This is a genomic window from Streptomyces sp. NPDC048392, from assembly GCF_043200575.1.
In the GTDB taxonomy this organism is placed as follows: Bacteria; Actinomycetota; Actinomycetes; order Streptomycetales; family Streptomycetaceae; genus Streptomyces.
The window spans coordinates 187,323-208,898 of the sequence record NZ_JBICYB010000010.1 but is presented as its reverse complement, the minus strand read 5'-3'; the positions used below and the strand labels follow the sequence as shown (position 1 = coordinate 208,898).

Below are 21,576 nucleotides of genomic sequence, written 5' to 3'. Positions count from 1 at the left end.
GCTCGCCCCCGGGCGGCGGGCCGGCGGGGTGGGCCCCCGGCGGCGGGCCCGCCCCCCCCCCGGGGGGGCCGCCCCCGCCCCCGCCGGGCGCGCCGCCCCGCCCCCGGGGGCCCGGCCCTCGGTGTATTCCGGAATTGACGAACACTTTAGGCGTGGCCTTTGTCACCGACCGTCCACCCCTCCTTACGGTCGCGTAGGTCACAACCCACGGTGAATCATGGGCCGATGTGGCAGACGATTCGAAGAGTGACAGCAGAGCAGTGATCGGGTCGTACACGGCGGTGGGGGACAGCTTCACCGAGGGCGTCGGCGACCCCGGCCCCGACGGGGCGTTCGTCGGCTGGGCCGACCGGCTCGCCGTACTGCTCGCGGACCGGCGTCCCGAGGGCGACTTCACCTACACGAACCTCGCCGTCCGCGGCAGGCTGCTCGACCAGATCGTGGCGGAACAGGTCCCGCGGGTCGTCGCACTCGCGCCGGATCTGGTCTCGTTCGCGGCGGGCGGCAACGACATCATCCGGCCCGGCACCGACCCCGACGAGGTCGCCGAGCGGTTCGAACTGGCGGTGGCCGCACTGACGGCCGCGGCCGGCACCGTCCTCGTGACCACCGGCTTCGACACCCGTGGGGTGCCCGTCCTCAAGCATCTGCGCGGCAGGATCGCCACGTACAACGGGCATGTCCGCGCCATCGCCGACCGGTACGGCTGCCCGGTGCTCGACCTGTGGTCGCTCCGGAGCGTCCAGGACCGCAGGGCGTGGGACGCCGACCGGCTGCACCTGTCGCCCGAGGGCCACACCCGGGTGGCGTTGCGTGCGGGACGGGCCCTCGGGCTGCGTGTCCCGGCCGACCCGGACCAGCCCTGGCCGCCCCTGCCGCCCCGCGGCACGCTGGACGTGCGGCGCGACGACGTCTACTGGGCGCGCGAGTACCTGGTGCCGTGGATCGGGCGCCGACTGCGCGGCGAATCGTCGGGCGACCAGGTGATGGCCAAGGGGACGCTGTCGCCGGACGACATCAAGACGCGGATCGCCGCGGTGGCCTGACGGTGGCGAGGAGCGGGCGGCCGGCATGCGCTCGGGAGCGGGCGGCCGGTGTTGTGCGGCGGGGCTGGGCCCTGTCGCCAAAGTCCCGTCTGCCCGGCGGCGTCATGCACCCACTCTCGCCGTACCGGGCCCTGACCCGAGTGCATCCGGTACGAGGCCCGGGACCCGGCACGCCGAGAGCACGCACCCGACGCCGCGGGGCCGCCCTCCGGGCGACGACGCGGGTTCGACGACAGAACCTAGCGTCGTGCGGACGTCAGGGCCGCTCGCTCCAGACCCAGTTCCCGCGCCAGCGCCTCGTCCGTCCACTCCTGTGCCCGGGCCCGCGACACCGTGTCCGCGTACGAGGTGAGCTGCACCGCCAGCCCGTCGAGCAGCGCCGTCAGCCGCAGGGCGGCGCCCTCCGGCTCGGGGCAGGAGAACTCACCCGCGGCCACGCCCTCGGCGATGACCTCCGCGATCGCCGCCTTCCACTGGCGGTCCAGGCCCCGCGTGACCTCCCGAAGCGCGGGCTCGCGCAGCGCCGCGGCCCAGCCCTCGATCCACAGCCGCCAGCCCTTGGCCCGACCGGTCGGCGCGTACCACCGCAAGGCCGCGCGCAGCCGGCGCAGCGCGGACGTACGACGGGCCAGCAGCCTGCGCAGACGTGCGAGATCGTCCTCGGCGGCGTGGGTGAACGCGGCGGCGACCAGTCTCTCCTTCGTGGTGAAGTGGTAGAGCACCAGGGCGTTGCTGACACCGAGCGCGGTGGCCACGTCGGCGATCCGCAGCGCCGCCACGCCCCGCGCCGATATCTGCTCGATGGCCGCGCGCAGCAGCTCCTCGCGCCGCTCCGCCACGCTCAACCGGACTCTCACCACGCAGGTCACCCTATACAGCCCCCGGGACGTGCGGCGGCGCCCTCCCGGCCGCGGCGGACCGGGGCCGGGAGGGCCCGGCGGACCGGGGAACACGGATGTGACATCGGTCGTTCGAGGTGATGTAGGTCGTCAGAGGTGACGCAGGACGAGACGACCATGACGAGAGTCTGAACCTTTCCACCTGGAGGTACCGTGGCCGCTTTCCGTTTCCCGAGTCCCGGGTTCAGCGTGCCGCGGCCCGCGGCCTTCGGCGCGGACCCGGGCGGTGAGCGCATGGCGCGCATCCGCAGGTCGCCGAACTTCCGCGAGGGCGTCTTCCAGAACCCCGGAGGGACCGCCCGCACCCGGCCCACCGGATCGGCCGCCGAATTCGCCAGGATCTACTTCAACAAGGAGGCGCGGCTCCGCCGGGCCCCGCAGGGCACGGTCCCGGTGCACGCCACCACGCTGGCCGACCTCGCCCGGCCGCCCGCCACCGGACTGCGGCTGACCTGGGCGGGCCACTCCAGCGTGCTCGCCGAGATCGACGGGCAGCGGGTGCTCTTCGATCCGGTGTGGGGCGAGCGCTGCTCCCCGTTCCCCTTCGCCGGCCCCAAGCGCCTGCATCCGGTTCCGCTGCCCCTGGCCGCCCTGGGCCCGGTCGACGTCGTCGTCGTCTCCCACGACCACTACGACCACCTGGACATGCCGACGATCAAGGCACTGGCCGGCACGGACACCGTGTTCGCCGTGCCGCTCGGCGTCGGCGCCCACCTCGAACACTGGGGCGTCCCGGCCGACCGGCTGCGCGAGCTGGACTGGCACGAGTCGACGCGCGTCGGCGGCCTGACCCTCACCGCCACCCCGGCCCGGCACTTCTGCGGGCGCGGGCTGCGCAACACCCAGCACACCCTCTGGGCGTCCTGGGTCGTCGCCGGTGACCAACACCGCGTCTACCACAGCGGGGACACCGGCTACTTCGACGGCTTCCGGGAGATCGGCGCCGCGCACGGCCCGTTCGACGCCACGATGATCCAGCTCGGGGCGTACGCCGAATTCTGGCCGGACATCCACATGACTCCCGAGGAGGGCGTCCGTGCCCACCTCGACCTCCAGGGAGGCCGGCCGGGCGGCGCCCTGCTGCCGATCCACTGGGGGACCTTCAACCTGGCGCCGCACGCGTGGGCGGAGCCGGCGGAGTGGGCCAGGGACGCGGCCGAGGAGGCCGGCCAGGCGGTGGCGTTCCCGCGGGCGGGCGAGCCGTTCGAGCCGGCGGGGAAGCTGCCGGTGGAGGCGTGGTGGCGGGCGGTGTCGGGCCCGATCGCGCACCCCTGGCGCGGTCCCCGGAGCACTGAGGGTACGGCCGGGGCGAGCAGGGGTGATCTCGACCTCGCGCGGGAGCGGTGAGATCGGTCGGGGACGACATGGGGGAGATGGTGCGGATGCCGGCATGTCTACCTGCTGACGAGCGGGATCGTTTGCCGCGAGCCTTGGACGGAGCGGCCAGATCCGCGTTCGCCTCACCGCCGTCGGCGAGCGTCACCGCGAGATCGGTGGCGACCCGGCCCGATCATGCCCGGTACCGCGGGGCCGAAGCGGCCGAGCACGCGGCGGTCAGTCCTGTGGCGTCGGCGAGATCCGCCAGTAACCGTGCCCCGGCATGCCCGACCACCCCCGAACCAGCGGCACCGACATGGCCCCTGGGACGCGACCCGATAGCCCGCACGTGGAAAGTGCCCTCCGCCCGGACGGACCGAGCCCCTCGGCGAGGTTCATCGTCCAGGCCAGGAAGGCACTTTCGCGTTTCCGCCCGAACCAAGCCGTAACCGAGTGAAACGGCGAGGCCAGGAGATGAAGGGCGAGCCGCCTGGGCCAAGCGCCCTCTGAGGTCGCGGGTCTCTACTACGTATTCAGCAGCACCAAGTGCCAGCAGGCGTACGACGACACCGGGCCCGTATCCGGAGAGGCTGGGCGGACAACCAGCACCGGATGGGGAGACCTCCTGCCATGGCCATTTTCCTTCACCGAGCAGGCCGTACGGCCTTTCGGCATCGTTGGTACGTCGCTCTGATCTGGGTGGCCGTCCTGGTCTTCGCCGGACTCAGTGCCCTCAAGGCTCCGGAGGCGTCCGACAAGGGAATCTCCATGCCGGGCATCGAGTCCCAGGAGGCGTTCGACCTGATGCAACAGCGTTTCCCCGGAACCGCTGCCGACGGTGCGACCGCCCGCATCGTGTTCGCCGCGCCGAGCGGGGAGCGGATCACCGCCCCTGGGAACAGGCAGGCCGTCGAGAAGACCGTGGCCGCCGTGGCCGACGGCCCACAGGTCGTGACCGCGTCCGACCCCTTCCGTTCGAAGACGCTGAGCAAGAACGGTCGGACGGCGTACGCGACCGTCACCTACGGCGTCGGGGCCAAGGAGCTCACCGACGCCAGCAGGAACCAGCTGAGCGAAGCCGCCCACAGTGCCCGGGACGCCGGGCTGACCGTGGAGATCGGTGGGAAGGGCCTGGACTCTGGTGGCGGGCCGGGCGGCGCGGCCGAGCTGATCGGTGTCGCCTTGGCTGCCGTCGTCCTGCTGATCACCTTCGGCTCGCTCGCCGCGGCGGGACTGCCGCTGCTGACCGCCCTGATCGGGGTCGGGATCAGCCTGGCCGGCATCCTGGCACTGGCCCACGCACTTGACCTGTCCGCCACGACGAGCATCCTCGCGATGATGCTGGGCCTCGCGGTCGGCATCGACTACGCCCTCTTCGTCGTCTCCCGGTACCGCGAGGAGCGCGCCCGGGGCCGTGCGCCCCAGGAGGCGGCCGGTCATGCGGTGGGTACGGCAGGGGCCGCGGTGGTGTTCGCCGGGCTCACCGTGGTCATCGCGCTGGCCGGACTGGCGGTTGTCGGCGTCCCGATGCTCACGAAGATGGGTTTGGCCGCGGCCGGCGCGGTCACCATCGCGGTACTGGTCGCTCTGACCCTGGTCCCAGCCCTCCTCGGCTTCTGGCCGAACGCCGTGCTCACGCGGCGGGCCCGCAAGAGCGGACAGGTCGAGGAGCAGAGCACCCGGAACAACTGGGGCTCCCGCTGGGCGCAGTTCGTGCTGCGGCGTCCGTTGCCTGTGCTGCTGCTGGGCGTGGTGGGGCTGGGGGCTCTCGCGCTGCCGGCCATGAACCTTCAACTCGGTAACCCCGGGGACGAGGCCAAACCGACCTCCACCACCGAGCGCCGGGCTTACGATGCGCTGGCCGAGGCGTTCGGGCCGGGCTTCAACGGACCTCTGACCATCGTCGTGGACGCCCGGGGCAGCACCGGCGCGAAGAGTGCTGTCGACGCTGTCGCACAGCGGATCGGCGACACCGAGGGTGTCGTATCCGTCTCCTCGGCCCGCTTCAACCAGGCAGGCGACACGGCTGTCTTCCAGGCGGTTCCGTCCACAGCACCGACGGACGAGAAGACCAGGAACCTGGTCGCATCCATCCGGGACGACCGGCCCGCGACCGAGTCCCGGACCGGGGTGACGTTCGCCGTCACCGGCACCACCGCGGTCGACATCGACATCGCCGACAAGGTGCAGTCGGCTCTGGTCCCCTACCTGACAGTCGTCGTGGGCCTTGCGATCGTCCTGCTGCTGTTGGTCTTCCGGTCCCTGCTCGTCCCGTTGAAGGCCGCCCTCGGATACCTCTTGTCGGTGCTGGCCTCACTGGGCGTGGTCGTCCTCGTCTTCCAGCAGGGCCACGGCGCCGGACTGCTGGGAGCGGAGCACACCGGTCCGATCATGAGCCTGATGCCGATCTTCCTGGTGGGCATCGTCTTCGGCCTGGCGATGGACTACGAGGTCTTCCTCGTCTCCCGGGTGCGCGAGGCGTATGTTCACGGTGAATCACCCCACCAGGCGGTCATCAGCGGATTCCGGCACAGCGCCCGGGTCGTCGTGGCCGCCGCGATGATCATGGTCGCGGTCTTCGCCGGATTCATCGCAGAGAACGACTCCATGATCAAGATGATCGGGTTCGGACTCGCCTCGGCCGTCCTGTTCGACGCCTTCGTCGTACGGATGGCGATCGTCCCCGCCGTCCTCGCCCTCCTCGGCCACAGGGCCTGGTGGCTGCCGGGCCGGCTCGACAGGCTGCTGCCCCGCGTCGACGTCGAGGGCGAGGCACTCGGCCGGCGGCCTGTTGCGGCAGACCCGCGATCGGCCGGGACGACGACCGGCCGGGAAGTGTCCCGCACCTGACACAATCGCTTCCTCGCCGCCGGGGGGCCGCCCGTGGGGGCGGACGGCGACGTGGGCCGGAGCACGACCGGAGAACCGTATGAGTACCAGTACTGAGCGTTACACCGACCGTTTCGAGCAATACGCCGACCGCCATCCGCGCGTCGTGGACACGATCCTGGTGCTGGTACTCATGGCCTGCGCGATCGTGGGCAGCGGTCTCACCAGGCCTGGCGCCGCTCCACCTCAGCGGGGCACCACCGTGCTGGCGGTCATGGGCGTCGCCTGCCTCGCCCTGTCCGCACACCGGAGCCACCCGCGGGCCGTCGCCGTCGTGAACGCGTTGTGCATCGTGGTCGTCACCGCGCTTGAGTACGTGCTGACCCCTTTGCTGCTGGCCCCCGTCATGACGGCGATGTACTGGTTGACCACGCACACCGGCCTCAAGACCGCACGCCTCTACAGTGTCACCACGGCGGCGTCCCTGATGGCCACATCGGCCGTCTTCGACCCCACCTACGCTTCTTCTCCCGTACCCCGGTCCATCGGCTACTGCTTCTGGCTGCTGCTGCCGCTCGGCGCCGGCAGCATGACCAGACTGCGGCGCGCCTACCTGGCGTCGGTTCAGGCCCGCGCCGAACACGCCGAACGTACCCGGGAAGAGGAGGCGCGGCTGCGCGTCACCGAAGAACGCATGCGCATCGCCCGCGAACTGCACGACGTCGTGGCCCACCACCTGGCCCTGGCCAACGCCCAGGCGGGCACGGCCGCACACTTCGCGCTCACCGATCCGCAGCGGACGAAGAAGATCCTCACCGCCCTGACCGGCACCACGTCCTCTGCGCTGCGGGAACTCAAAGCCACTCTGGGACTGCTGCGCCACGACGGCGGCCCGGACTCCGCATCGCTTGAACCCGCTCCGGGCCTCGCCCGCCTGCCCGAGCTGGTTTCGACGTGTGCGTCCGCGGGGCTCACCGTCACGGTCACCACGACGGGCCGGCCCCGTCCACTGACCGCGGGGGCGGACCTGGCCGCCTTCCGGATCGTGCAGGAGGCACTCACCAACGCCACCAAGCACGCCGCCGCGGACTCGGCACACGTGCATCTCGCCTACGAAGAACTGGGTTTGCTGATCACGGTCACCAATGACGGTCCGTCCCGCGCTACCGATGCCGCTCCAGCCGCGCCGGGTCAGGGCTTCGGCATCATGGGCATGCGCGAACGAGCCCGCACCGTCGGCGGCGAATCCCGCGCGGGGCCCCTACCGGAAGGCGGCTTCGAAGTCTCGGCCAGCCTGCCGCTTCCGCCCGCCCGCGAAGCGTCGTCGGAAGCCCCAGATGATCAAAAAGGAGAACAGGCATGACCATCAAAGTGCTGCTCGCCGACGACCAGACCTTGCTACGGGCGACCTTCCGGATGCTGATCGACTCCTGCGAGGACATGACCGTGGTCGGTGAAGCCTCCGACGGTGCGGAAGCTGTGGACCTGACCCGCGCCCACCACCCCGACATCGTCCTCATGGACATCCGTATGCCGGGTACGGACGGCCTCGCGGCCACGTCCGCCATCTGCGCCGACTCGGAACTGTCCGCCACCCGCGTCCTCGTCCTGACCACCTTCGAGACCGAGGAATACGTCGCCCAGGCCCTGCACGCCGGTGCCAGCGGCTTCCTCGGCAAGGACGTCACCACCGACACCCTGCTGGCCGGCCTGCGCACGGTCGCCTCCGGCGAGGCACTCCTTTCCCCCACCGCGACCCGGACCCTCATCGCCAGATTCCTCGTGACATCCGCCCCCGGCACGCGACTCGTATCCGCGCCCCGCTTGTCCGAACTCACCGCTCGCGAACGCGAAACGATGGCCATGGCCGCCGAGGGCAAGTCCAACTCCGAGATCGCCGAGACACTCACACTCAGCCCGCTGACCGTACGCACCCACATCTACCGCGCGATGGCGAAACTGGGCGCCCGCGACCGCGCCCAACTGGTCGTCATCGCTTACCAGGCAGGCCTGGTGCGGGCGACTCCGTTCACGCCCTGACCGCACCGGCACCCAGGTCGAACGCGGAGGCCGACGCGGAGGCGACCGAGGCACTGGCGAACGCCGTCCGGCCGGACACGGTCTCGGCGGCGCGCGGTCCGTCGTGGGTCAGCTCGTGCTGGAGGTCGCGCCGGAATTCACCGGCGGCGGCGAGGGTCCGCACCGTGAACTTCACGCTGGACAGCAAACGCTGTCAGCAATCGCCATCGGATCCGATTGGATTCGCGCCGCCCCGGAGCCCCGGGTCGCACGGGTTCATCGGGCACGTCACCCCCCTGTCGGCGAACGATCGTTTGCCGACAGGGGGGTGACGCCCGTCCAGGCGGCCGTATCCCGTCGGCACGGGGTGCCGGTGTGCATGTTGGAGGAGGCACCGGCGATGACGGAGTCGAGTCGGTCCCGGGTGTGGGCGAGGTCCGCGATGTGCCGGTCGAGGTGGTCGCGCTCCGCGGTCAGACGCCGGAGCAGCTCCGGTGTGGCCCTACCGTCGACGACGCAGGGCGTGAGCTCGGCGATGGCCTTGCTGGACAGGCCGGCGGCGTACAGCTGGCGGATCACACGGATCCGGTCGACGGCGGCTTCCGCATAGTGGCGCTGGCCGCCGCTGCTGCGCTCAGAGGTGAGCAGGTCCTGCTCCTCGTAGTACCGCAGAGCCCGGGTGGTGACGCCCGTGCGGCGGGCGAGTTCCCCGATGCGCATGTTCGGCTCCACTTCTTGTGACCTGAGTCCCAAGCTCTTGCCCTTCACGTCAACGTCAGGTTTTAGCGTAGCCGATGTACTCGGTACTGGGCGATGCATCCAGTTGGGTCAGGACGCCCGCCGCCTTCGAAAGGCAGACACACGCATGACCACTCACCAGACGACCGGTCTCACAGGCCCCGCCCCCACCCCGACCGTGTCGGTCAAGCCACTCGTGCTGAGCGCACCTCAGCGCGGTGAGGACCTGCGCGTACGCGTCACCGCCCCCGTCACCGGCGCGGGCCTGCCCGTCGTGCTGTTCGCCCATGGGTTCGGTTCCGACTTGGACGGCTACGCACCACTGGTCGACCACTGGGCATCCGGCGGCTTTGTCGTCGTCCAGGCCACCCACCTGGACTCCAAGCGGCTCAACATCGCTGCGGGTGATCCCCGCAGGACCCGGATGTGGCGCCACCGAGTCCAGGACATGCGGCGCATCCTGGACGAACTCGCGACGCTGGAGGCCGCCGTGCCGGGACTGGCGGGCCGGGTGGACCACCGCCGCGTCGTCGCGGCCGGACACTCCTTCGGCGGCCAGACCGCAGGTATCCTGGTGAGCCTGCGCGTCAGGGACCCGCACACCGGGATCGCCGAGGACCTGTCCGACTCGCGGGTCATGGCCAGCATCCAGCTGGCCACCGCCGGCAAGGGCGGCGACGAGCTGACCCCCTTCGCCCACGAAAACCTTCCCTGGCTGCGCGATCAGGACTTCTCCCACATCGTTGCCCCCGGCCTCGTCGTCGCCGGAGACAAGGACGACCTCCCGCTCTCCACCCGAGGCCCGGCCTGGACGACCGACCCCTACACCCTCAGCCGCGGCAACAAGAGCCTTCTCCTTGTCCACGGCGGCGAGCACTTCCTCGGCGGCATCTCCGGTCATCAGGCGGCGGAGACCACAGATGAGGACCCCGACCGCGTCGCTCTCGTCCAGCAGGTCACCCTCGCCTACCTGCGCCACGTCACCGGCATCGACCACAGCGACTGGAACAATGCGCGGATGGTTCTCACAGACGGGCACCCGCTGGGACACCTCGAATCCAAGTGACCCGCGGCAGACCCGGGCGCGCGCCTCCCCCACCGCCTCGGTCGACCTCCTTCAGTCCTGCCCGCTCCCGTCGTCGTCCTCGTTCTTGATGTCGTGGCCCTCGGCCCGGAGCCGGGTCCCGGCGGCGTCCGGGTAGCGGGTGTTCCACAGCACGACGGCGTTGCGGACCAGGCCGAGGGCGGCGAGCTGGTCTCCTGGCCCTCGCGGTACGCCCGGCGGAGCCGGCCCCGGCCGCCGTGGCAGATCGCACGGGCGGGCCGCCGGCGGGATCGCTGGACGGTGAGGTGACGGGCCATCAGACGCGACGGTGGCTGTCGTCCGTCGGGTCGGCCGGGGCGAGCAGGTGCGTGGCCTCGTCGATGCGTCCGTACTCGGCGAACGCGGCGCCGAGCGAGGTGGGGTGGCCCTCGCGGCCGAACATCCGCGGCAGGTCGTAGGCCCGGACCTGGGGGGACGAGCCTGCCTGAGGGGGCAGGTCAGGCGGCGCTCGCCCGCTTTCCAGCGGTCCCAAGGCCGACGGCGGGCTTGCGCGGGCGCTTGCGTTCCTCCCGTCCGGTCGCATCGAGTCCGCCGGCGGACGGCACCCGCTCAGGGGGAGGCCTCAGTACAGCTTCTTCCCCTCCGCCAGCATGGCGACGAACTTCTCGATGCGGGCCGCCCGGGTCTCCGCCTTCTTGGTGTCCTCGACCCGGTGCAGGATCGCGTACCGGTTGCGGCTGTCCAGGGTGGCGAAGAAGTCACGGGCCTCGGGCACCGCGTCCAGGGCGGCCTGGAGGTCGTCGGGCACCGTCGCCTTGCTCTGCGCCGCGTACGCCGCCTCCCAGCGGCCGTCCTTCTTGGCCTCGTCCACCTCGCGCTGCCCGGCGGGCCGCATCCGGCCGGCCTTGATCAGCCCGGTGGCCTTCTCCCGGTTCACCTTCGACCATCTGCTGCCGGACCGGCGGGGGGTGAAGCGCTGCAACCAGTGCCGCTCGTCCTGCTTCTTCTTCTGCCCGTCGATCCAGCCGTAGCACAGGGCCGACTCCAGTGCGTGGGCGTAGTCGACGCCGTCGGCCCCGGAGCCGTTCTTCGGGATCCGGAACCAGACCCCCGTCGTGTCGTCGTGGTGCTCCTCCAGCCACTTCTCCCACTCCTCCTGCGTGGCGAAGGACAGGACCGGATCAGGCGACTTCCGCGCTCCCTCAGACATGACGTCATGAAAGCCGACCGCCGGGAGCGGGTCAACAACCTCACCGCCGGGGGAGCGCGTCCTCCCCGCCCGGCCGTGCACAAAGTTGAGCAGCCGGCCGTGGGCGCCCCGGCGTACCGTCCCCGCTGGTCGAGCGACACACCGAAGGGCGGACGCATGACGACGATGTACGAGCACGTCGGGGGGGAAGACGCGCTGCGGCGGCTGGCGGAGCACTTCCACCACCTGGTGCTGGAGGACCCGCTGCTGGGCGGCCTGTTCCGTGCCGGATCGCCCTACCACGCGGACCATCTCACCGCGTTCCTCGCCGAGATGCTCGGCGGGCCCGCCCGCTACACCGACGAACTCGGCGGCTTCATCGCGCTGTTGCGGGCCCACGCCGGCATGCGGATCACCCCCGAGCAGAGCGATCGGTTCGTCTCCCTGCTGCTCCGGGCCGCCGACGAGGTCGGGCTGCCCGACGACGACCGCTTCCGCAAGGCGTTCACCGGCAATGTCGAGAAGGCCGCCGGTTTCACCACCAAGGCCTCGCAGGAGGACGACCACCCCATGCTCCAGCCGCCGTATCCGGTGCTGAGTCGCTGGCAGTGGTGAGCCGGCGCCGCTGAGACCGACCACCGAGACGAGGGGGAACGTTGAAGTCCGCGGAGCCCGTCCCCGTGTCATCCGCCGAGGTGACCGCCGGCACCACCTGTGAGCGACTGCTCGCCATCCTGGAGCCCCTGGTCACCCGAACCGGGCCGCTGGACCCGGACACCGACCTGGCCGACGCCGGACTCTCCTCGCTCGCCGCCGTCCGGCTGATGCTGGAGATCGAGACCGAGTTCGGCACCGAGGTCCCGCTCCTCCTGCTCCTGGAGTGCCGCACCCCGCGTGACCTCGCCGACCGGATCGACCGTGCCGAGGGCGAGGACGGCGAGGGTGCCGCCGGTCCCGTGGACGTGGTGGCCGCGCCCGCATCCCGCCACGAGCCCGTCCCGGCGACCCCCATGCAGGAGGCGTACGTCGTCGGCAAGTACCCGGAGCTGGACCCGGACGCCTTCGGCTGCCACCACTACCACGAGTTCGCCCTCGACGGGCTGGACACCGACCGGCTCGCCCGGGCCTGGCGGCGGCTCGTGGAACACTTCGACGCCCTCCGGCTCACCGGCGTCGGCCGCAACCAGCACGTCCAGGAAAGCGTGAGGGTGCCCGAACCCGTCGTCCACGAGACGGCGGACCCGGACGCGCTGGAGGCCGAGGCGAGCGCCGTACGCCGCCGGATGTCCCACCACCGCTACCCGCCGGGCCACTGGCCGCCGTTCCGGATCGAGATCTGCCGGGAACCCGCGGGACGCGCCGTGGTCCATCTCAGTCTCGACGGCACGGTCACCGACGCCCACGGCACCGACCTGCTGCTGCACCACTGGTGGCACGCCTGCACGTTGGACGAACACGCGCTGCCCGAGGTGCCGTTCAGCCTCCGCGACACCCTCGACGCGCTCGCCCGCCACCGCGCCTCCGCCTCCCACCGGGCCGCCCTGTCCCGGGCCGCCGAACGGCTCAAGGGCCTGCCCGGCGGCCCGCCCGTCCTGCTCGCCGAACCACCCCAGCCGCCGCCCGGCCTCGACGGCCACCCGCGCACCCCGCGCCGCGGGCGGCTCACCCCGGCCCAGTGGGCGGGGCTGCGCGCGCGGGCCGCCGAGCTGCGCGTCTCACCCACCTCACTGGTGCTGACCGCCTTCGCCGAAGCCCTGACACCGGCCGGTTCGGGTGAACCGTTCACCCTCGTCCTGACCACCACGGACCGGCCCCGGCTGCCGTCCGCGGCGGAGGGACTCGTGGGCCCCTACACCTCCGGATGCCTGCTCGTCGTCGACGCGCACACACCCGCCACGGCCCCGGACGAGGCCGCGCGCGCCATCCATCAGCGGGTGTGGGAGGCCCTGTCCCACGCGAACGTCGGCAGCGTCGAGGTGCTGCGCGAACTGCGCGCCCACGGCACCCGGGCGCCCGCACTGCCCGTCGTCTTCACCAGCCTGCTCGGCCTGGGCTTCGACGGCGCCGGGCGGGGCAGCATGGCCGACCACGAGCGGTACGTCGTCGGCCAGACCTCCGGCATCGCCCTCGACCACCAGATGCGGGAGCGCGAAGGCGGCCTGGACTTCCGCTGGGACACCGCCGACGACCTCTTCCCGCCGGGCACGCCCGACGCCCTGTTCGGGCGCTTCTGCCGGCTGCTGCAGGGACTGTGCGAACCGGCGCCCGACACCGCCCTGGCCACCCGGGAACTCCAGCAGGCGTACCTGGTGGCCCGGCTCGACGGACGCACCGACCGCGGCTGCCAGTACCACCAGAGCTTCCACGTCGAGGACCTGGACCCCGCACGGCTGCACGGCGCCTGGCGCGAACTCGTCACCGCACACGAGGCGCTGCGCCTGCGCACCGGCGCCGACGGCGCGCTCGGCCTGCTGTCCGCGGCTCCGGCCGACGCGTGGATCCCGGTCCTGGACGTTCCCGAGGGCGCGGACGCCGACGCCGTCGACCGTGCCGTACGCGCCGACATGACCCACCGGCCCTTCGGGCTCGGCCGGGGAGCGCACACCGACCTCAGGGTCGTCCGGGCGCCCGGACGGCCCGCCACCGTTCATCTGGCCGTCGACCTGCTCGTCGGGGACGCCCGCAGCATCGTGCTGCTCGCCCGCGACCTGCTGCGCCGGTACGCCGACCCCGTCGGCGCCCCGCCCATCCCGACCAGACTGCCCCGCGCGTCCCGGCCGGTGACCGAGGCCGCCCGCGCCCACTGGCGGGACCGGCTCGCCGGCCTGCCGGCCGGGCCACCGCTGCGGGACGCGCGGGGACCCTCGCGCCCCCGGCGCCGCGAGCGCCTCCTCACCCACCGCGCGGCCCTCGCCGCGTGGGCCGAGCGGCACGGAGTTAGCCTCGACGCCACCCTGCTGGCCGCCTACTGCACGGCACTCGGAGCCCTCCACGACGAGCCGTTCGCGCTGCCCGTGGTCTGTTTCACCGGCCCGGACGCGCAGCGCCCCGCCGAGTTCACCGAACTGACCTGGGCCCGTGCACCGGAGCCCGGCACCGACCTGGTGACCCTCGCCCGCGCCTACCACCGGCAGATGTCCGAGGACCTGGAGCGGGGCGACGGCGCCGGTCTCGCCGAGATGCGCTCGCTCGTCGTGCGGCGCCGCAGGGACGCGGACTTCGAGCATCCCGTGGTCTTCACGACCGTACTCGACGTCTCGGCCCATCCCCTGCCGGCCGGCGTGCGCCCCGGTCCCGCCGCCACGGCCACCACCGACGTCGCCCTCGACTGCGTGACGGTCGACGACGGAACGGCGCTGCACCTGGCCTGGGACGCGCTGGACGAGCGGTTCGGGGAAGGCGTCCTGGACCAGGCGTTCGAGCGGTACGCCGACCTGCTCACCGCACTGGCGGCGGAGACCGGCACGGACCCGGAGGACGGGCCGGCGGCGCGCGCCGCCCCTGCCGGCGCCGAGCGCCACCGCCTCCTGTACGGATTCAACGACACCGCCCGCCCCTACCCGGCCGAGGGCCCGGTCCACCTGCTCTTCGAACAGCAGGCCCGCAGCCGCCCCGACGCGGTCGCGCTGCGCTGGCGCGAGGGCACCATGACGTACGGCGAACTGAACCGCAGGGCCAACCTGGTCGCGCACCGGCTGCGGCGAGCGGGCGTCGCGGCCGGCACCTCCGTGGGCATCTCCGTGCGGCGCGGCCCGGCGATGGCCGTGTCCGTGTTCGCCGTCCTCAAGGCGGGCGGCGCCTACGTCCCCGTGGACCCCTCGCTGCCCCGCGACCGAGCCCACGGCATGCTCCAGGACACCCGGGCCGGGCACGTGCTGGTCACGGCGGGCGGCCCCGGCTGGCAGGTGCCGGACGGCGTGGACGTCCTCGACCTGGACGCGCCCGGAGCCACCGGGGCCGACCTGCCCGACCCGGGAGACCCCGAGCCCGTCACCGGCCCGGACTCGGTCGCCTACCGGCTGTTCACCTCCGGCAGCACCGGGCGGCCCAAGTGCGTGGTGGTGGCACACCGCTCCCTGCACAACCTCCTCGACTGGTGCCGGCGCACCTTCGACTTCGGTCCGCGCGACACCGGACTGTGCGTCACCTCCCTCGGCTTCGACCTGTCCGTCTTCGACATCCTCGGACTCCTGGCGTACGGCGGGGGGCTCTACCTCGCCGACGAAACCGAGCAGCGCGACCCCGAACTGCTCGTCGAGGCCCTGCTGCGCGAGCCGGTCACCTTCTGGAACTCCGCGCCCACCACCCTGGCCCGGCTCGCACCGCACCTGTCCGAACACCGCGGGCATCCCGGCACGGCCGATCTGCGGCTGGTCTTCCTCAGCGGCGACTGGATCCCGCTGTCCCTGCCCGACGACGTGCGCGAGGTGTTCGGCGGGGCCAGGGTGATCAGTCTCGGCGGCGCCACCGAGGCCACCGTCTGGTCCAACTGGTACCCCGTGGGCACCGTCGACCCCGAATGGCGCAGCATCCCGTACGGCAGGCCCATGGACAACGCCCGCTACTACGTGCTGGACGGGCACATGGAGCCCTGCCCGGTCGGTGAGGAGGGTGACCTCTACATCGCCGGAGACTGTCTCAGCCTCGGCTACCACGGGCAGCCCGAACTGACCCGGGAGCGGTTCGTCCCCGAGCCCTTCGGGAACGGCCCGGAGTCCCGTATGTACGCCACCGGGGACCGGGCGGCCTTCCGCGACGACGGGGTCCTGGTGTTCCTCGGACGGCGCGACCACCAGGTGAAGATCCGGGGCTTCCGGGTCGAACTCGGCGAGATCGAGCACCGGTTGCGCGCGCATCCCGCCGTGCACGACGCGGTGGTGGTGGCCCGGCCCGACGGCGGCGGGGACCGGCGCCTGGTCGCCTACCTGATCGCCGAACCGGGCGCCGCCCGGCCCTCCGTGTCCGAGCTGCGCGCTCACGCCGCCCGGACCCTGCCCGACTACATGATCCCGAACTTCCTGGCGTTCCTGCCGTCCTTCCCGGCGACGGGCAACGGCAAGCTGGACCGGGACGCCCTGCCGTGGCCACTGCCCGCGCCCGGCGAGCCGGAAGCCGCGGCGTCCGCGAGGCGGCCCGTCACCGGGCCCGGTGCCGCGTTCCCGCCCGCCGGTGAACTGGCCGCCGAGATCGGCTCGTTGCTGGCCGGCCTGATCGGCGTGCCCGAACTGGACCCGACGCTCGACCTGTGGGACCAGGGCGCCACCTCCTTCACCCTGGCCCAGCTGTCCTCGGCCCTGCGGTCCCGCTACGGCCGCCGTGTCCCCGTCTCGGCCCTGCTGGCGGAGCCGACAGTCGCCGGGATGGCCCGCCATCTCGCGGGCGGCGACCCGGCGACGGAGCACGCGGAGCCGGCGGGCGAGGTGCGTGGTCGGCCGGAGGGGCGGGAGCCGGCGGGCGAGGTGCGTGGTCGGCCGGAGGCTCGACAATCGGCGCCGGAAGAGGTGGAGTTCTTCTCCCCCGAAGACCGCGACCGCTTCAAGTCGGGCGCCCGGCACCTGCGGCAGCGCTCCGACGACGAACCCCTCCTCGTGCTCGACGGCCCGCTCCCGGCCGCCGAGCGGTACCAGGAACGCGCCACCCACCGGGACTTCGCGGACGGCCCGCTCGCGCACGACGCCTTCCTCCGCTTCCTGGCCGCCCTGCGCTCACGGCCGGCCGGCGACGGCCCGCGCCGCCTGTACGCGTCCGCCGGCGACACCTACGCGGTACAGACCTATCTGCACGTCAAGCCGGGCGCCGTCGAGGGCGTCCCGGGCGGCCTGTACTACCACCGGCCGGAAGACCACGCCCTGCAACGCGTCACCACCGACCCCGGGATCGACCGCACCGCCCACTTCGCCTACAACCGGCCCGTCTTCGACCGCGCGGCGTTCGAGGTGTACCTGGTCTCCGAGCCGCGCGGCATCGAGCCGCTGTACGGCGAGGAGTCGCAGCTGTATCTGGCCGTCGAGGCCGGCTACATGGGGCAGTTGCTGATGAGCGGACAGCGCGAGAGCGGCGTCGGCCTGTGCCCCGTCGGAAGCCTCGCCTTCGACCGTGTCCGTGACGCCCTGCGGCTGCATTCCGGCCAGCGGCTGCTGCACGCCTTCCTCGCCGGACCGCTGCCCCGGGAGGCCTCGGCGCGCGTGGGGCCGGCCCGGGAGCGGCAGGCAGCCGGGGCCGCGGCGGCCGCCCGGCCGGGACCGGCGGACATGGCCGTGATCGGCACCGCCGGGCGCTACCCGGGCGCGGACGGTCTGGAGGAGTTCTGGGACAACCTGTGCTCCGGACGCCGGACCCTCGGCCCGCTGCCCGCCGAACGGCTGGCCGCGTTCGCCGCCGCCACCGGCACCGCGCCGGGTCCGGCCGAAGCATGGCCGTACGGCGGCTACCTGCGCGGCGGCGACGGATTCGACGGCCGGCTGTTTCGTGTCTCACCCCAGGAGGCCGAAGGGCTGGACCCCCAACTGCGGCTGCTGCTGCCGGTGGTGTGGCAGTGCCTGGAGGACGCCGGCCACACCCCCGGCAGCCTCACCCGTGACGGTGAGCGGGTCGGGGTGTTCACGGCGACCATGTGGCACGACCACCGGCAGGCGGGCGAGGCCCGCTGGCGGGAGGGCGGGCCGGCCCGCCAGGCGGCCGCCGCCTCGGACCTCCCGGCGCGGGTCGCGCACTGCCTCGGCTTCGAGGGCCCGGCCGTCGCGGTGGACACCGCCTGCTCCTCCTCGCTGACCGCCCTGCATCTGGCCGTGACCAGCCTGCGCCAGGGGGAGTGCGACGCGGCGGTGGTGACGGGCGTCAACGTCGTCGCCCACCCCTACCATCTGGCGCTGCTGCGCGACCTGGGCCTGGCGGCAGAGCGGCCGTCGGCCGGTGCCTTCGGGGCCGAGGACAGCGGCTGGTCGCCCGGCGAGGGCGCGGGCGCCCTGCTGCTGCGCCCGCTGCGGGACGCCGTGGAACGCCGTGACGTCCTGCACGCGGTCGTCGAGGCGACCGGCACCGGTGCGGCCGGGCGGCCGGGCCCCTTCGGGATGCCCGCCGCAGACCCGCTCGCACGCTCCCTCGCCCGTATGCTGCGCCGGCACGGCCTCGGCGGGGCGGACATCGGGTACGCCGAGTGCGCCGCCTCCGGCGCCCTGCTCGCCGACGCGGCCGAACTGGACGCCCTGCTCGCCGCTCTGCGCCCGCCCGGCACCGCCGGAGACCTGCTCGTCGGCACCGTGAAACCGCACATCGGCCACCTGGAGGCGGCCTCCGGACTGTCCCAGCTGACCAAGGTCCTCCTGCAACTGCGCGAGCGCACCGTCGTCCCGACCGTCCTGGCGCCCCGGCGCACCGAACTGCCCGACTGGACCCGGATCACGGTCGCCGACACCGCCCGGCCCTGGACGCCCGTCACGCCGGGCGAGCCGCTGCGGGCACTCGTCAACGCCGTCTCGGCGACCGGCGCGTACGGCCACGCCGTACTCAGGTCCGCCGACGGCACCGACCGATGACCGGGCCCGCCCGCCCCGGACCCGACCGAACGAAAGGACAGCCGTGACCGGTAACTGGCTGAAGAGCGGCGACGCCGGCACGGACGCACCGCTGCGCCTGTTCTGCTTCGCCCACGCCGGTGGCGGCGGCGGCTTCTTCCGGCCGTGGCGGGAGAAGCTGCTGTCGCAGGTCGAGGTGTGCCCGGTGATCCTGCCCGGCCGCGAGACCCGTGTCACCGAGCCCGCCTTCCGCAGCATGGAGGACCTCCTCGGCCCACTCTGCGCGGGCCTCGCCCCCCACCTGGACCGGCCGTACGCGCTGTTCGGCCACAGCACCGGCGCGGCCATCGCCTACGAGGTCGCCCGCCGCTTCCAGGGCGACCCGGTGCGTGCGCCGCGCCGGCTGCTGGTCTCGGGACGGCGCGCCCCGCACCTGGCGGCACGTCGGCCGCCGTTCGCGGGGCTCGCCGACGACGACTTCCTGCGGGTCGTCGCCGAGCTCGGGGGCACCCCGCGGGAGGTGATGCGGCAGCGCGACCTGATGCGGATGTTCCTGCCCGCGCTGCGCGCCGACTTCCATCTCAACGAGAGCTACCGGCCGCTGCCCGGCCCCCGGCTGTCCTGCCCGCTGTCCGGGTTCACCGGCGACCACGACCCGGAGGTCACTCCGCTGGAACTGCGGTTGTGGGAGACCACCAGCGACGGCCCGTTCCGGATGCGGGTGTACGAGGGCGACCACTTCTACCTGGCCGGACTGCCCGAACCGCTCTGCTCCGATTTGCGCCGGGATCTGCGCGAGACCGTCCGGCAGACGGTGTCCTGAGCCGGGTCACGGCGGGCCGGGGTGCCGCACCACCGTCACGTCCGGCCCGCGGCCCCGCCGCAACGCCACCGCGAGGAGATGCCGGCCGCCGCGTAACCACTGGGCGAACTGCCACAGCGTGCCGTCGTCGTCCGTCGCGGCCAGCCTGGGCCCACCGGCGGCGTCCGGGGCGACGGTGCAGGAGTCCGGGGGCAGCAGGAAACCCAGACCGCGCGCCTTGCCGTACGCCTCCTTCAGCGTCCAGTGCCGTAGGAACACGCCGCCACGCTCGCCGGGCGGCGCCGCGAGCACCCGTGCGGCCTCCCGGGGATGGAACATCGTGCGCGCCACCCGCACCGGGTCCACCGGACGGTCGACGGCCTCCACGTCGATGCCGCAGTCCAGCTCGGGACAGGCCAGGCAGGCCGCGAGGCCCGGCGCATGGGCGACGCTGAAGCGCAACCGGGGCTCGGCGAGCGGCCCGGCGAGCTCGGGACGGCCGTGCGGACCCGTCGTGAAACGCCATTCGGCGGGCTGAACGTCGGGCACACACCGGCTGAGCGCGGTCCGCAGCAGGGTGCGGGCCGCGACGTACAGGCGCCGGTCCGCTTCCCGGCGAAAGGCCGTGGAGCGCCGCCGTTCCTCGGCCGACAGCGGGGTCGCGTCGCCGTACGCGTCCGGGGCGGCGGCCCACACGTGCGCGAGGGGAGCGCCGGTGACCGCGTGGTGCAGGACGACGCCAGACGACGGCGGCGTCCCCTCGAACACGGCGGCCTCCCATGGCACCGGCACACGGCCGTCGGGCTTCCCGCGGCGCATATCGAGTCTGCGGCGCACGCAAACGGCCCCGCCGAGCAAAAGTGAGCAGATCCGCGACGCCGGTGACGGTTACAACCGGGAGAGCCGGGGCCGGTGGCGGCCCCCCGACCGCGGGAGCGACCATGGCCGTCGGCATCGAGGCGATCAACGCCTATGTGGCACGCGCCTGTCTCGACGTCGCGGAACTCTTCCGCGGCCGGAGCCTGGACATGAGCCGGTTCGACAACCTCATGATGCGCCAGAAGTCGGTCAACCTGCCCTGCGAGGACGCGGTCACCAACGCCGTCAACGCGGCGAAACCCGTCCTCGACCGGCTCACCACCGAGGAACGCGACGCCATCGAACTCCTCGTCGTCGGGACCGAGTCGGGGCTCGACCTGGGCAAACCCCTTTCCACGTACATCCACCACCACCTCGGCCTCAGCTCCCGCTGCCGCTCCTTCGAGGTCAAACACGCCTGCTACGGCGGCACGGCCGCCCTTCAGACGGCCGCCGGCATCATCGGCGCCTCACCCGTCGAGACCGCCAAGGCACTGGTGATCGCCGCCGACGCACCCAGCGCGGCGGCCCGCGGCACCTACTGGGAACCCTCGGAGGGCGCCGGCGCCGTCGCCCTCCTCGTCGGCCGCGATCCGCGCGTCCTGGAGCTGGACCCCGGGGCCAGCGGCCTGCACACCTTCGAGGTGATGGACACCCTGCGGCCCCGCCCGGACCTGGACTACGTCGACTCCGACGTGTCCCTGCTGTCGTACATGACCTGTCTGGAGCGCAGCTTCGCCGCCTACCGTGAGCGGGTGGCCGGAGCCGACGTCGTCGACAGCTTCGAACACCTGGTGCTGCACACCCCGTTCGCCGGCATGGTCAAGGGCGCGCACCGCAAACTGCTGCGCGCCCACAAGGGCCTGGGTCCGCGCGAGGCGGCCGAGGACTTCACTCGCCGGGTCGCTCCCAGCCTCCACTACGGCTCCCGGGTCGGAAACCTCTTCTCCGCCTCGCTGTACCTCGCCCTGTGCTCCCTCCTGGACCACGGCGACCCGGAAACCCCCTGCCGTGTCGGACTGTTCTCCTACGGTTCCGGGTGCGGCTCGGAGTTCTTCAGCGGCGTCCTCGGCGAGGACGCCGTGGCCACCGCCGGCCGGATGCGGATCGGCGCCGCCCTCGACGCCCGGCGGGCGCTGACCATGGAGGAGTACGACGCCGTCACCGAACTCGGCGGCGACCGCGCGTTCGGCGTACGGGACCTGGACGTCGACACCAAGCCCTACGCGGACCTGTACGGCGACCTGGCCGACGGAGCCGGGCTGCTGGTGCTCGACCGCATCGAGAACTTCCACCGCCTCTACTCCTGGAGCTGACCGA

15 protein-coding genes and 2 pseudogenes are annotated in these 21,576 nt (G+C 72.8%); 10 read left to right on the top strand and 7 right to left on the bottom strand.

What is annotated here, in order from left to right:
* The first annotated feature begins 260 nt into the window (after positions 1–260).
* Positions 261–1,046, top strand: coding sequence for an SGNH/GDSL hydrolase family protein (locus ACGFYH_RS16915; protein ID WP_393803910.1), 786 nt, complete (start codon positions 261–263; stop codon positions 1,044–1,046).
* Between the two features lie 239 nt (positions 1,047–1,285).
* Here the strand turns inward: ACGFYH_RS16915 and ACGFYH_RS16910 are convergent, their stop codons facing one another.
* Positions 1,286–1,906 (bottom strand): TetR/AcrR family transcriptional regulator, encoded by a 621-nt coding sequence (locus ACGFYH_RS16910; RefSeq protein WP_393803887.1) that lies wholly within the window; start codon positions 1,904–1,906, stop codon positions 1,286–1,288.
* Positions 1,907–2,098: 192 nt separating this feature from the next.
* Between ACGFYH_RS16910 and ACGFYH_RS16905 the strand changes: the two genes are divergently transcribed.
* Positions 2,099–3,292, top strand: coding sequence for an MBL fold metallo-hydrolase (locus ACGFYH_RS16905; protein WP_393803886.1), 1,194 nt, complete (start codon positions 2,099–2,101; stop codon positions 3,290–3,292).
* 94 nt (positions 3,293–3,386) lie between these two features.
* Here ACGFYH_RS16905 and ACGFYH_RS16900 read toward each other — a convergent pair.
* Positions 3,387–3,668, bottom strand: a pseudogene (locus ACGFYH_RS16900) (hypothetical protein); the annotation flags it as partial.
* A 224-nt stretch (positions 3,669–3,892) separates the two neighbouring features.
* Between ACGFYH_RS16900 and ACGFYH_RS16895 the strand changes: the two are divergent.
* The 3 genes from ACGFYH_RS16895 to ACGFYH_RS16885 all read left to right on the top strand — a co-directional run bounded on the left by ACGFYH_RS16895 (position 3,893) and on the right by ACGFYH_RS16885 (position 8,131).
* The gene (locus ACGFYH_RS16895) at positions 3,893–6,112 is read left to right on the top strand and encodes an MMPL family transporter (protein ID WP_393803885.1); all 2,220 of its coding nucleotides are present in this window, start codon (positions 3,893–3,895) and stop codon (positions 6,110–6,112) included.
* Positions 6,113–6,191: 79 nt separating this feature from the next.
* Positions 6,192–7,454, top strand: a complete 1,263-nt coding sequence (locus ACGFYH_RS16890; RefSeq protein WP_393803884.1) for a sensor histidine kinase — start codon at positions 6,192–6,194, stop codon at positions 7,452–7,454.
* Positions 7,451–8,131, top strand: a complete 681-nt coding sequence (locus ACGFYH_RS16885; protein WP_393803883.1) for a response regulator — start codon at positions 7,451–7,453, stop codon at positions 8,129–8,131. Before ACGFYH_RS16890 ends, ACGFYH_RS16885 begins: the two co-directional genes overlap by 4 nt.
* Here the strand turns inward: ACGFYH_RS16885 and ACGFYH_RS16880 are convergent.
* Positions 8,121–8,306, bottom strand: a complete 186-nt coding sequence (locus ACGFYH_RS16880) for a hypothetical protein (protein ID WP_393803882.1) — start codon at positions 8,304–8,306, stop codon at positions 8,121–8,123. The genes ACGFYH_RS16885 and ACGFYH_RS16880 overlap by 11 nt on opposite strands.
* 92 nt (positions 8,307–8,398) lie before the next feature.
* Positions 8,399–8,830: a MerR family transcriptional regulator gene (locus ACGFYH_RS16875; RefSeq protein WP_393803881.1), complete on the bottom strand. Its 432-nt coding sequence runs from the start codon at positions 8,828–8,830 to the stop codon at positions 8,399–8,401.
* A gap of 145 nt (positions 8,831–8,975) precedes the next feature.
* Here ACGFYH_RS16875 and ACGFYH_RS16870 point away from each other — a divergent pair, with 145 nt between their 5' ends.
* The gene (locus ACGFYH_RS16870; protein WP_393803880.1) at positions 8,976–9,914 is read left to right on the top strand and encodes an alpha/beta hydrolase family protein; all 939 of its coding nucleotides are present in this window, start codon (positions 8,976–8,978) and stop codon (positions 9,912–9,914) included.
* Between the two features lie 75 nt (positions 9,915–9,989).
* On the opposite strand, the pseudogene ACGFYH_RS16865 reads toward ACGFYH_RS16870, so the two are convergent.
* Both ACGFYH_RS16865 and ACGFYH_RS16860 read right to left on the bottom strand, forming a co-directional pair.
* Positions 9,990–10,359, bottom strand: a pseudogene (locus ACGFYH_RS16865) (Tn3 family transposase); the annotation flags it as partial.
* A gap of 156 nt (positions 10,360–10,515) precedes the next feature.
* On the bottom strand, positions 10,516–11,103 hold the full coding sequence (locus ACGFYH_RS16860) for a YdeI family protein (protein WP_393803879.1): 588 nt from the start codon (positions 11,101–11,103) through the stop codon (positions 10,516–10,518).
* Positions 11,104–11,109: 6 nt separating this feature from the next.
* On the opposite strand from ACGFYH_RS16860, the gene ACGFYH_RS16855 reads away from it, so the two are divergent.
* From ACGFYH_RS16855 to ACGFYH_RS16845, 3 genes are all read left to right on the top strand, one after another.
* Entirely contained in the window at positions 11,110–11,697 is a 588-nt protein-coding gene (locus ACGFYH_RS16855; RefSeq protein ID WP_393803878.1) for a group II truncated hemoglobin, read from the top strand.
* A gap of 65 nt (positions 11,698–11,762) precedes the next feature.
* Positions 11,763–18,617: an amino acid adenylation domain-containing protein gene (locus ACGFYH_RS16850; RefSeq protein WP_393803877.1), complete on the top strand. Its 6,855-nt coding sequence runs from the start codon at positions 11,763–11,765 to the stop codon at positions 18,615–18,617.
* 43 nt (positions 18,618–18,660) lie between these two features.
* Positions 18,661–19,419 carry a thioesterase II family protein gene (locus ACGFYH_RS16845; RefSeq protein WP_393803876.1) on the top strand — a complete coding sequence of 253 codons (759 nt, stop codon included), beginning with the start codon at positions 18,661–18,663 and terminating at the stop codon, positions 19,417–19,419.
* A gap of 6 nt (positions 19,420–19,425) precedes the next feature.
* On the opposite strand, the gene ACGFYH_RS16840 is transcribed toward ACGFYH_RS16845, so the two are convergent.
* Positions 19,426–20,166, bottom strand: a complete 741-nt coding sequence (locus ACGFYH_RS16840) for a 4'-phosphopantetheinyl transferase family protein (RefSeq protein ID WP_393803875.1) — start codon at positions 20,164–20,166, stop codon at positions 19,426–19,428.
* 173 nt (positions 20,167–20,339) lie between these two features.
* Between ACGFYH_RS16840 and ACGFYH_RS16835 the strand changes: the two genes are divergently transcribed.
* Complete coding sequence (locus tag ACGFYH_RS16835; protein ID WP_393803874.1) at positions 20,340–21,572, top strand: hydroxymethylglutaryl-CoA synthase family protein; 1,233 nt, start codon at positions 20,340–20,342, stop codon at positions 21,570–21,572.
* The last annotated feature ends 4 nt before the right edge of the window (positions 21,573–21,576 follow it).